The sequence below is a fragment of the Streptomyces sp. NPDC051987 genome, from assembly GCF_040680735.1.
In the GTDB taxonomy this organism is placed as follows: Bacteria; Actinomycetota; Actinomycetes; order Streptomycetales; family Streptomycetaceae; genus Streptomyces.
Genome location: NZ_JBFAXI010000031.1, coordinates 42,662 through 55,425, shown reverse-complemented (window position 1 = coordinate 55,425; position 12,764 = coordinate 42,662). Strand labels below are relative to the sequence as shown.

General features: G+C 73.2%; 3 protein-coding genes. All 3 read left to right on the top strand.

Going from position 1 to position 12,764, the window contains the following annotated elements:
• Window positions 1-122: 122 nt before the first annotated feature.
• The 3 genes from AB0M11_RS18795 to AB0M11_RS18785 all read left to right on the top strand — a co-directional run bounded on the left by AB0M11_RS18795 (window position 123) and on the right by AB0M11_RS18785 (window position 12,754).
• Window positions 123-635, top strand: a complete 513-nt coding sequence (locus tag AB0M11_RS18795; protein WP_365706744.1) for a transposase — start codon at window positions 123-125, stop codon at window positions 633-635.
• A 199-nt stretch (window positions 636-834) separates the two neighbouring features.
• On the top strand, window positions 835-7,209 hold the full coding sequence (locus AB0M11_RS18790; RefSeq protein WP_365706742.1) for a type I polyketide synthase: 6,375 nt from the start codon (window positions 835-837) through the stop codon (window positions 7,207-7,209).
• A 31-nt stretch (window positions 7,210-7,240) separates the two neighbouring features.
• On the top strand, window positions 7,241-12,754 hold the full coding sequence (locus AB0M11_RS18785) for a type I polyketide synthase (RefSeq protein WP_365706740.1): 5,514 nt from the start codon (window positions 7,241-7,243) through the stop codon (window positions 12,752-12,754).
• Window positions 12,755-12,764 lie beyond the last annotated feature (10 nt).

Here is a 12,764-nt window from a genome sequence, read left to right as displayed (position 1 = left end):
GGCCAGTCCAGCAACCGGATTGCCCTATCCAGTTTGAGCGGTACGACTGGACAGCGACGAACCGGAATGCCCTATCCGAATCGCGATCCGACTACCTCCTCGGCCGGGGCGCCCACTGCGTCGTGATCGTCAAGGGCAACCGGAAGAAGCTGCGCCGGCAGTTCAAGTCCCGTCCCCGGAAAGACATCCCGCTGCAGGGACGCATCCGGGGCATCGGCCACGGCCGCTCGGGCAGCCGCCGGAACAAGGTCGCCACCGTGAACAGCCTCCTCTTCCCCGCAGCCCGCCAGGCCGTCCATATCAAGCACAGCCGCACCGACCGCAAGACCGGCAAGACCACCGTCAAGGCGGTCTACGCCGTCACCAGCCTGACCGCCGAACAGGCAGGCACGGCCCAGATCGCCGAACTCGTCCGCGGCCGCTGGAAGATCGAGTCCCTGCGTCATGTCCGCGACACCACCTTCGCCGAGGACGCCTCCCAGCTGCGGACCGGCAACGCGCCCCGCGCGATGGCCACCTGGCGCAACCTCGCCATCGGAGCCCTCCGTACGGCCGGAGTGAAAATCATCGCCGCCGACCTTCGCCACCACGCCCGCGATCCCCGCCGCCCCCTCGCACTCCTCGGCCTCGGATGAGCACGAACCGGACGTCGTGCGACTACGCCGAAGCCCTCGCTGTAGGGGTGGGTGAGGGGAGCGCTAGGGGTCTGCGGGTGGACGTGAGCAGCATAGTGTTTTCGGTGTTCGCGAATACGCGTAAATACCGAGGCCGATTCATCGAATTCTCCGGCGAATACCGGTCCTGGTTTTTTGGCCGTGCTATGGGGTGACGTGGGTGGAGAACGAGGAAAAGCTGCTGGCCTACCTCAAGCGGGCGACCGCAGACCTGCGGGAGACCCGGCAGCGCCTGCGGGAAGCCGAGTCGCGGGCGCGTGAGCCAGTCGCGATCGTCGGGATGAGTTGCCGTTTCCCCGGAGGCGTCAGTACCCCCGAGGAGTTCTTGGAACTGGCGCTCTCCGAACGTGACGCGATCGGCGATTTCCCGGTCAACCGCGGCTGGGACATCGACCGGCTGCGTACCGCGAGCGACGCGCAGTCCGGCGGTTTTCTTTATCAGGCCGCGGATTTCGACCCGTCGTTCTTCGGAATCAGCCCGAGGGAATCCGTCGCCATGGACCCGCAGCAGAGGCTGCTCCTGGAGACCTCCTGGGAGGCCATCGAATCGGCCAGGATCGACCCGACGTCGCTGCGGGGTACGGCGACCGGGGTGTTCGCCGGGGTGATCTACCACGACTACGGCGCCCGGCTGCGCAGTGTCCCCGACGAGGTGGCCGGCTATGTCGGGAACGGCAGTGACGGCGCGGTCGCGACCGGGCGGGTCGCGTACACGCTCGGTCTGCAGGGGCCGGCGGTGAGCCTGGACACCGCGTGTTCGTCGTCGCTGGTCGCGCTGCACCTCGCCGTGCAGTCGCTGCGCCGGGGCGAGTGCGCGATGGCGCTGGCCGGTGGGGTCACGGTGATGTCCTCACCGACCACGTTCGTGGAGCTCAGCCGCCAGGGCGCGCTGTCACCTGACGGGCGGTGCAAGGCGTTCGGCGCGGGGGCCGACGGGACCGGTTGGGGCGAGGGCGTCGGGATGCTGCTGCTGGAGCGGCTGTCCGACGCGGAGCAGGCCGGGCACCGGGTGCTGGCGGTGATCAGGGGCAGCGCGGTCAACCAGGACGGCACCAGCAGCGGGCTCACCGCGCCCAACGGGCCCGCGCAGCAACGCGTGATCCGGCAGGCGCTCGCGGACTCGGGGCTGGCGCCGTCCGACGTGGACGCGGTCGAGGCGCACGGCACGGGCACCGCGCTGGGCGACCCGATCGAGGCGCAGGCCCTGCTGGCCACGTACGGCGCGGAGCGCGACGGGCGGGAGCCGGTGTGGCTGGGGTCGGTGAAGTCGAACATCGGTCACACGCAGGCCGCGGCGGGGGTGGCCGGCGTCATCAAGATGGTGCAGGCGATCCGTGCCGGCGTGCTCCCCGCGACCCTGCACGCCGACCCGCCGTCACCGCACATCGACTGGTCCCTCGGCGGTGTACGCCTGCTGACGGAGCGTCGGGAGTGGCCGCGGACCGGGGCACCTCGCCGCGCGGCCGTCTCCTCGTTCGGCATCAGCGGTACCAACGCCCATCTGATCGTGGAGCAGGCGCCGCAGTCACTCCCGGACACACAGCAAGCGGCACCGGACTCCCCTCCCCTGCCCATCCCCTGGGTCCTCTCCGCCAAGACCGCCCCCGCCCTCGCGTCCCAGGCCCGGCGACTCGCCGACCACGTGACCGCGCACGCCATGTCCCCCGAGGATGTGAGCCACTCCCTGGCCACCACCCGCGCACGCCTGGAGCACCGCGCCGTGGTGGTCGGCACCGGGCAGCCCGAACTCGTCGCCGGCCTGCGCGCGTTGGCGTCGGACGAGGTCGCGGGCAACGTGGTCCAGGGCGTGGCCGGCGGCGAGCGGCGAGTGGTGTTCGTCTTCCCCGGCCAGGGCTCTCAGTGGCCGGGGATGGCCGTCGACCTGATGGACCGGTCCCCTGTCTTCGCCAGCTGGCTGGCCCGCTGCGGCGACGCACTCGCGCCGTACGTCGACTGGAACCTCCACGACGTCCTGCACGGTGTGCCTGGCGCCCCGGACCTGGACCGGGTCGACGTGGTGCAGCCGGCGCTGTGGGCGGTGATGGTCTCGCTGGCCGAGATGTGGCGTGCGTACGGCGTGGAGCCGGACGCCGTCGTCGGGCACTCGCAGGGCGAGGTCGCCGCCGCGTGCGTCGCGGGTGCGCTGTCGCTGGAGGACGGTGCCCGGGTCATCGCGCTGCGCAGCCGGGCGGTACGCACCACGCTGGCCGGGCGCGGCGGGATGATGGTCGTACCGCTGCCCGCCGACGACGTCCACGCGCTGCTGCGCCCGTACGGCGGCGAGCTCTCGCTGGCCGCGCTGAACGGCCCCTCGGCCATGGTGGTCTCCGGGACGACGGCGGCCCTGGAACGGTTGAAGGCGACTGGCGTGGACGCGCGCACCGTCAAGGTCGACTACGCCGCGCACTCCGCGCAGGTCGAGGCCCTGCGGGAGACGATCCTCGCCGAGCTGGCGCCGGTGCGGCCACAGACCGCCCGGGTGCCGTTCCACTCGACGGTGACCGGCGAGGAGGCCGATACGACCGGCCTGGACGCCGAATACTGGTACTCGAACCTGCGGGAGCCCGTGCGTTTCGACGAGACCGTGCGCGGGCTGATCGCGCAGGGGTATGGGGCGTTCGTCGAGATGAGCCCGCACCCCGTGCTGACGGTTCCGGTCGAGGAGATCGCCGGGGAGACGGGCCGTGACGTCGTCGCCGTCGGTTCGCTGCGCCGTGGTCAGGGCGGCCTCGACCGGCTGCACCTGTCGCTGGCCCAGGCGTACGTCCGCGGTGTGCCCGTCACCTGGGCGTCCCCGTCGGCGCGGTCCGTGGATCTGCCGACGTATCCGTTCCAGCGGGAGCGGTTCTGGCTGGACGCGGGCACCGAGGCCGACGTGAGCGCCGCCGGACTCCTTCCCTCCGAACACCCCTTCCTCGCAGCCGAGTTGGGGCTCGCGGGCTCGACGAGGGGCGCGGTGTTCACCGGCCGCCTCTCCCTGGCCACTCATCCGTGGCTGGCCGGCCATGCCGCCGCGGGCACGGTGCTGCTGCCGGGTACGGCGTTCGTGGAGCTGGCTCTGTGGGCGGGCGCCGAGTTGGGCTGCCCGGTGGTGGCGGAGCTGACGGTGACGGCGCCGCTGCCGCTGCCGGAACACGCCGCCGTGGCCGTACAGGTCGCTGTCGGCACGGCGGACGACGACGGGCGCAGGCCGGTGTCCGTGCACTCGCGCCCGGCGGACAGTGAGGTCGACGCGCCCTGGACGCGACACGCGTCGGGAACCCTCGCGCCGAGCACCGAGCCCGCCACAACGAGCGCTCCGGGCACCACGCCGGAATCCGAAGCCGGTACACCAAGCACTCCGGCAGCCGTGGCGGGCGCTCCAGCCACCGCCCCCGAGCCCGACCTCACCGACTGGCCCCCACCGAACGCCCGGCCCATCCCCATCGACGGCCTCTACGACCGCCTCGCCACCGAGGGCTACGCCTACGGCCCCGCCTTCCAGGGTCTCCGCAAGGCCTGGCGGCGCGGCGACGACCTCTTCGCCGAGGTCGTCCTGCCCACCGCAGCCGGCGGACCGGGCGCCTTCGCCCTCCACCCGGCGCTGCTGGACGCCGCCCTGCACGCGGACCTCCTGCGCGAGGCCACCGGTCCCGGGGTCCGGCTCCCGTTTGCCTGGCGGGACGTGGTGTGCCACGCCGTACAGCCGGCCGAGGTCCGGGTGCACCTGGCCACGGCCGGGCCGGACGCGACCCGCGTACGGATCGCGGACGCCATGGGCGCACCGGTGCTGTCGATCGGCTCGCTGGTTTCCATGCCGGTCACACACGCACCACCGACGGACGCCCCGCTGTACCGCATCGACCTGGTCGCACCGGTGCTGACCGGCCCCGTCCGCCCGCTGCGGGTCGCGGCCCTCGGACCCGTACCCGGCCTGCACCTGCCCGATGAGCCGGGAGCCGACCTGGTCTTCACGGCCTGCCCGACCGGCGACGACGCCGAATCCGCCCGGGCCGCCACCCACCACGTCCTCGGCCTCGTCCAACGCTGGCTCGCCGACGCCCGGTTCCCGGACGCACGCCTCGTCGTGGTCGGCGCGGGAGCCGACCCGTCGTGCGCCGCGGCCTTCGGCCTGGTCCGCTCGGCCCAGTCCGAGCACCCCGGACGGTTCGTGATCCTGGACGTGGACGGCGGCCCCGTACCGCTCGCCCCAGTCCTCGCTGCGGCCGGCACGGACGAGCCGACCATCTGCGTACGGGACGGCGCGGTGCTGGTCCCCCGGATCGTCAGGGCGACGGCCGACCGCCTGACCGTGCCGTCCGAAACGCCGTACTGGCGGCTGGACGCCACCGGCGACGGCGACCTGGACGGCCTCACAGCGGTGCCGCACCCCGCAGCCGGTGCCCCGCTGGAGCCCCACCAGGTTCGCGTGTCGATCCGCGCGGCCGGAGTGAACTTCCGCGACGTCGTCGTGGCGCTCGGCATGGTGTCCGACCGCGGGGTCCCCCTCGGCGGTGAGGCGGCCGGAGTCGTCCTGGAGACCGGCTCCGAGGTGACCTCGATGGCACCCGGCGACCGTGTGATGGGCTTGCTGGACGGCGCGTTCGGCCCGGTCGGGGTGACCGATCACCGCTTGCTGACGCCAGTGCCGGACGGCTGGTCCTTCCGTACGGCCGCCTCGGTACCCGGTGTGTTCCTGACCGCGTACCACGGACTGGTGCGGCTGGCCGGACTGCGCGCCGGGGAGAAGGTGCTGATCCACGCGGCGGCCGGCGGAGTCGGCATGGCCGCCGTACAACTCGCCCGCCACCTGGGCGCGGAAGTCTTCGCCACCGCAAGCCCCGCCAAGTGGGACGCCCTGCGCGGCCTCGGACTGGACGACGACCACATCGCGTCCTCACGCGACCTCGATTTCGCACAGAAGTTCCAGGGCCTGGACGTCGTACTCAACTCGCTCGCCGCCGAGTTCATCGACGCCTCCCTGCAACTCCTGTGCCCCGGCGGTCGGTTCGTCGAGCTCGGCAAGACCGACCTGCGCGACCCCGCCGACCACCCGGACGTCCGCTACCTCCCCTTCGACCTCCTCGACATCGAACCGGACCAGATCCAGCGGATGTCCGCCGAACTGCTGGCCCTGTTCGACGCCGGAGCACTGCGACCGCTCCCGGTACGCACCTGGGACGTACGCCAGGCCCGTACGGCGTTCCGCTTCATGGCCGCCGCCCGCAACATCGGCAAGATCGTCCTCACCCTGCCCGACCCCGACGGAACCGTCCTGGTGACGGGCGGCACCGGATTACTGGGCCGCCTGACGGCCCGCCACCTCGTCACCGGACACGGCGTACGCCATCTCCTCCTGACCACCCGCAACGCCGACCTCGTCGGCGAACTCACCGAGCTGGGCGCCAGCGTGACGGTCGCCCACTGCGACGTCTCCGACCGCGCGGCGCTGGCAGCCCTGCTGGCCGGCATCCCGCCCGAGCACCCGCTGACCGGCGTGGTGCACGCGGCGGGAGCCCTGGACGACGGCCTCGTCGAGTCGCTGACGGAGGACCGCATCGACCGCGTGTGGCGCCCGAAGGCCGACGCCGCCTGGCACCTGCACGAACTGACCGCCCACCTGGACCTGTCGATGTTCACCCTCTACTCCTCGGCCGCCGGAGTACTCGGCGGCGCCGGACAGGCCAATTACGCCGCCGCGAACGCGTTCCTGGACGCCCTGGCCGCGCACCGGCACGCACAGGGCAAAGTGGCGTCGTCGATCGCCTGGGGCCTGTGGGGACGCCGCAGCGGCATGAGCGCCCACCTGACCGACCAGGACGTGGCCCGCACGGCCCGCTCGGGACTGCCCGCGCTGACCGACGTCCAGGGCATGGCCCTCTTCGACGCGGCCCTGACCACCACCGGCCCCCTGCACGTGGCCGTGCCGTTCGACCTCCCCGCTCTCAGGGCCCAGGGCGAACACCTCCCGGCGCTCCTGCGCGGTCTCGTCCGCACCCCGCTCCGGCAGGCCGCCGCCGCACGGTCCGCCTCGGGCGGCGAGACCGGTCTGCGCGAGCGGCTCGCGGACCGCTCACCGGCCGAACAGCGGAACCTGCTCGCCGAGTTGGTCCGCACGCACGCCGCGGCGATCCTCGGCCACACCACCCCCGACGCCGTCGACGACGACCGCGCCTTCCGCGAGCTGGGCCTCGACTCCCTGACCGCCGTGGAACTGCGCAACCGCCTCGCGGCGGCCACCGGGCTGCGGCTCCCGGCGACGCTGGCCTTCGACCACGCGAACACCACCGCGCTGGCCCGCCACCTCCTCACGGAACTCCGGCCGCCCGCCGCCGACCCGACCGGCTCCGCGCTCGCGGGGATCGACCGGCTCGACGCCGCGCTCGCCGAACTGACCGAGAGCGGCGGCGACCGGACCAGGATCGCCGCCCGGCTGCAGGCCCTGCTGCGGCGCTGGGACGACGTGCCCCGGGAACCGGGCGATGCGCACGACCTGGTCGAGGCCACCGACGAGGAGATCTTCGCCGCCCTCGACAACGAACTGGGCATCGCCTGAACCCCGAGCCAACGCGACCAGATGTGAGCTGATGGTGACCAACGAAGACAAGCTGCGCGCCTACCTCAAGCGGGCCACCGCCGATCTGCGCCAGGCCAACCACCGGGTCCGCGAGCTGACGGACCGCGCCCACGAACCGATCGCCGTCGTGGCCATGTCCTGCCGCTTCCCGGGCCGCGTCGACACCCCCGAGCAGCTGTGGCGGCTCGTCCTTGACGGCGCCGAGACCCGCTCGACCCTGCCGGCCGACCGGGGCTGGGACCCCAGCCTCCACGACCCCGACCCCGACGCCCCCGGCAAGGTCTCCACCCGCTACGGCGGGTTCCTCGCGGACGTCGCCGACTTCGACCCCGAGTTCTTCGGGATGAGCCCGCGCGAGGCGCTCGCGACGGACCCCCAGCAGCGGCTGGTCCTGACGGCGTCGTGGGAGCTGTTCGAACGCGCCGGGATCGTCCCCGCCACCCTGCGCGGCAGCCGCACCGGCGTGTTCATCGGCGCCGCCGCGACCGCCTACGGCACCGGCGCCGCCGAGGGCGACGGGTATCAGACGACAGGGACGTCCGCGGCGGTGACGTCGGGCCGGGTCGCGTACGCCTACGGTCTGGAGGGTCCGGCGCTCACCGTGGACACGGCCTGCTCGTCGTCTCTGGTCGCGACGCACCTGGCGATGCGGGCGCTACGTGACGGAGAGTGCGGGCTGGCGCTGGCGGGCGGGGTCACCGTGCTGGTCGACCCGGGGGTCCTGGTGGACTTCTCGCGCCAGCGCGGCCTGTCCGCCGACGGGCGGTGCCGGGCATACGCGGACGGCGCCGACGGTACCGGGTTCGCGGAGGGCGTGGGCCTCCTGCTGCTGGAGCGGCTGTCGGACGCCCGCCGCAACGGCCACCCCGTGCTGGCCACCCTCACCGGCTCCGCGGTCAACTCCGACGGCGCGTCCAACGGCCTGTCCGCGCCGAGCGGTCCGGCACAGCAGCGGGTGATCCGCGAGGCTCTGGCGGACGCTCGGCTCACGCCGTCGGACGTGGACGTCGTCGAAGGCCACGGCACCGGTACGCGGCTGGGCGACCCCATCGAGGCGCAGGCGCTGCTCGCGACGTACGGGCAGGGCCGGACGGCGCCCCTGCTGCTGGGCTCGGTCAAGTCGAACATCGGCCACACGCAGGCCGCCTCCGGTGTCGCCGGGGTGATCAAGACGGTCCAGGCGCTCCGGCACGGCGTGGTCCCGCGCACCCTGCACGTCGACACCCCGTCGTCCCGGGTGGACTGGACGGCGGGGTCCGTGGTCGTGGCGGCCGAGCAGACGCCGTGGCCGGACACGGGACGGCCCCGCCGGGCCGCTGTGTCCTCGTTCGGGATCAGCGGGACGAACGCGCACGTGACCCTGGAGGAGGCGCCGCGCGAGCCGGTCGTGGAGCCCGTTGTCCCACGTGACGGTGTGGTGCCGCTGGTGGTCTCCGCGCGTACGGCGGGGGCGCTGGCCAGGCAGGGCGAGCGGCTGGCCGGGTTCCTGGAGGGCGACACCGCGCCGCTGGCGGCCGTCGCCGCGGCACTGGTCTCCCAACGGACGCTGCTGCCCGAACGGGCGGTGATCGTCGCCGGAACGCGGGACGAGGCTGTGGCCGGTCTGCGGGCGCTCGCCGCGGGAGAGCCGACTCCGTCGGTGATCACGGGTTCGAACACTGGCGGGAAGACGGTCTTCGTCTTTCCCGGCCAGGGGTCCCAACGGGAGTACATGGGACGGGAGTTGTACGACCGCTATCCGGTGTTCGCACAGGCGCTGGACGAGGCGTGCGCCGCGTTGGACGCGCGACTGAGCGGCACCCCGGTCAAGGACGTCATCTTCGGCGACCACGGGCCGCTGCTGGACCGGACCATGTACACGCAGGCTGCCCTGTTCGCCGTGGAGACCGCGCTGTTCCGGCTCGTGGAGTCCTGGGGCGTACGACCGGACACCGTGCTCGGGCACTCGATCGGCGAGGTCGTCGCCGCTCACGTCAGCGGGGTGCTGTCCCTGGAAGACGCCACCGAACTCGTCGCCGCCCGCGGTCGGCTGATGCAAGCCCTGCCACCCGGCGGAGCCATGGTCGCGGTCGCCGCCGGCGAAGCCGAAACATCCCAGTACCTGGGCGGCGGCGTGGACCTGGCGGCGGTGAACTCCCCCAGCTCCGTCGTCCTCTCCGGCGACGAGACCGCCGTCCTCGCAGCCGCGCGGAGACTGCGCGAACAAGGCCGCCGGGTCAAACAGCTCAAGGTCTCCCACGCCTTCCACTCAGCACTGATGGAACCGGTGCTGGCCGACTTCACCACCTCCCTCACCAGACTCACCTGGCACGAACCCGCCCTCCCCGTCATATCCAACGTGACAGGCGGACTCGCCGGACCGGGCCAACTCACCACTCCCGCCTACTGGGCGGACCACATCCGCCGTCCAGTGCGCTTCGCCGAAGGCATCGCCGCCTCGGGCGGCGCGGTGTTCGTGGAACTCGGCCCCGGAGGCGCGCTGGTCGGCGCCATCGCGGAGACGGCCGCCGAAGACGCCGTCAGCGTCCCGGCGCTGCGCGACAACCACGGCGAAGAGCAGACGCTGCTCACCGCGGTGGCCCATCTCTTCGTGCGCGGCGCCGAGGTGGACTGGACGGCTGTCCTCCCTCAGGGCACCGCCGGCCTCCATGTGGACCTGCCGACGTACGCCTTCGACCACCGGCGCTACTGGCTGCGGACGGCGCCCGGCACAGACGCGGTCGCCCTCGGCCAGAGGCCGGCCGACCACCCCCTGCTGGGTGCCGTGATCCAGCTGCCCCGGACCGACGGACTGGTCCTCACCTCCCGGCTGTCCCTGAGCACCCACCCCTGGCTCGCGGACCACGCCGTGGAAGGAGTGGTCCTGCTGCCCGGCACCGGTTTGGTCGAACTGGCCCTGCGAGCCGGTGACGAGGCCGGCTGCGGAGAACTGGACGAACTCGTCGTCGAAGCACCCCTGGTCATTCCCGAACAGATCGCCGTCCGCGTCCAGGTCACCGTCGACGGACCGGACGACAACGGCCTGCGCACCGTCGCGATCGACTCGGCCCGAGAAGACACCGACACCTGGACCCGACACGCCACCGGCACGCTGAGCAGCCCCACGACCGACGCGCTTGTCCCGACATCCACCTTCGACTTCACCACCTGGCCCCCGCCCGGAGCCCAGCGGGTCGAGCTGGACGTCGACGCCTTCTACTCGAGTCTCGTCGAGCGGGGGCACACGTACGGCCCGGCGTTCCAGGGGCTGCGGGCGGTGTGGCGACGGGGCGACGAGGTGTACGCCGAGGTCGCCCTGGCGGACGGGCAGCAGGAGGAGGCCGCTAGGTTCGGCGTCCACCCGGCTCTGCTCGACGCCGCCCTGCACGCCTGCGAATTCGTCGCCCCGGCCGACGGATCGCGTACGGAACTGCCGTTCGCGTGGCGTCGGCTGACGCTGCACGCGGCGGGCGCCGCGGCACTGCGCGTGCGCGTGACGCCGTCCGGGCCGGCGGTGGTGTCGGTGCAGGCCGCCGACGCGACCGGCCGGCCGGTGCTGGCCACGGGGTCGCTGGCGTTCCGGGCGGTGAGCCCGGAGCAACTCGCCGCGGCGGCGGACGCTCCCGGCGCCGACGCGCTGTTCCGGGTGGAGTGGACCGAACTGGCCCTACCCCAGCGGACGGGCACACCGGCACCGTCGTGGGTGCGCGTCGTCACCGCCGCCGATCTCAAGGCGGGACCGGCTACCGGGGAGACCGTCCCCGAAGTCCTGGTCGTAGCCGCCGACGGCCACGACGACGCCCTGGACCGCACCTTCCGGGTGCTGGATCTCCTCCAGACGTGGCTGGCCGACGAGCGGTTGGCGGGCTCGCGGCTGGTCGTCGTCACCCGGGGCGCGGTGTCCGTCAGCGACGCGGAGGCGGTGACCGACCCGGCGGGAGCGGCAGTATGGGGCCTCGTGCGCGCCGCGCAGGAGGAGAACCCCGACCGGATCATCCTCGTCGACGTCGGCAGTGCCGGCGACGCAGACAGCGGCACCGAGACCGACGCCCACCAGGACCCGGACAGGAACGCAGCGGACCTGATGGGTCCCGTCCTGGCGGCCGATGAACCGCAGCTCGCGCTGCGCGGTACAAACCTTCACGCCCCGCGCCTGGTCCGGGCCGCCCCCTCGGGTGCCGTTCCGGAACGTGCCGCCTGGGACCCGGACGGTACCGTCCTCGTCACCGGCGGTACGGGTTCGCTGGGCGCCCTGCTGGCCCGGCATCTGGTCGAGCGTCGCGGCGTACGGCACCTGCTCCTGGTGAGTCGGCGCGGCCCGGACGCGGCGGGCGCGCGGGAGCTGGTGAGCGAGCTGACCGCGCTCGGCGCGACGACCGTACACGTGACCGCCTGTGACGTCGCCGACCGCGAGGCGGTGGCGGCGCTGCTGGACTCCGTGCCCGGAAAACACCCGCTGACCGCAGTCCTGCACACGGCGGGCGTTCTGGACGACGGCGTGATCGGCGCTCTTGACCGGGACCGCCTGGCCCGGGTCTTCGCGCCGAAGGTCATGGCCGTAGGGCATCTGGACGAGCTGAGCCGGGAACGCGCCCCGCAGCTGGCCGAGTTCGCGGTGTTCTCGTCCGCCGCCGGGGTGTTCGGCTCGGCCGGGCAGGGCAACTACGCGGCGGCGAACGCCTGGTTGGACGCCGCGATGATCCGGCGCCGGGCGGCGGGCCTGCCGGCGCGTTCGCTGGCCTGGGGGCCCTGGGAACAGGCCACCGGCATGACCACAAGTGCGAAAGCGGCGGCACGCATCCGCGGCGACCGGCACGGCGGCGTCCTGCCACTCGCCCCGCAGGAAGGCATGGCCCTTTTCGACGCGGCCCTGGCCAGCGACGACACACTGCTCGTGCCGGCCCGGCTGAGCCTCGGAGCCCTTCGGGCCCAGGCCGCCACCGGCGTACCACCCCTGCTCCGCCGACTGGTGCGAGCCGGACGGCAGTCGGCGCGGGCCGCCGCGAGCGACGGCGGGGACGGTCTGCTGCGACGGCTCGCCGGACTGGGCCGCGACCGGCAGGAGGCCATGCTGCTGGACGTCGTCCGGCGCCATGCGGCCGGTGTGCTCGGCCACGCCGGAGCGGACGGGGTGGGTGCCGAAACAGCGTTCAGGGACGCCGGGTTCGACTCCCTCACCGCAGTGGAGCTGCGCAACCGGCTACGGAGCGCGACCGGCGTCGGACTCTCCGCCACCGTGGTCTTCGACCACCCCACCCCGCTCGCCCTGGCCCGCCATCTGCAGGCGGAACTCGTCCCGGACGACGCCGGGCACCGGCCGACGGTCGAGGCGGACGAGGAACAGCTCCGCCACGCCCTGCTCGCCCTCCCGCTGGAACGGTTCCGGGAGGCAGGGCTGCTGGACGCGCTGGTCGAACTGACGGCCCTCGAATCCGCCGCACCCGTGCCCGGCGAACCGGAGGCCGCGCGGGGCGCGCTGGCCGACCTGGACGTCGACGACCTCGTACACCTCGCGCTCGGCGACAGCGAAACCCTCGAAGGCTGACATGGCACAC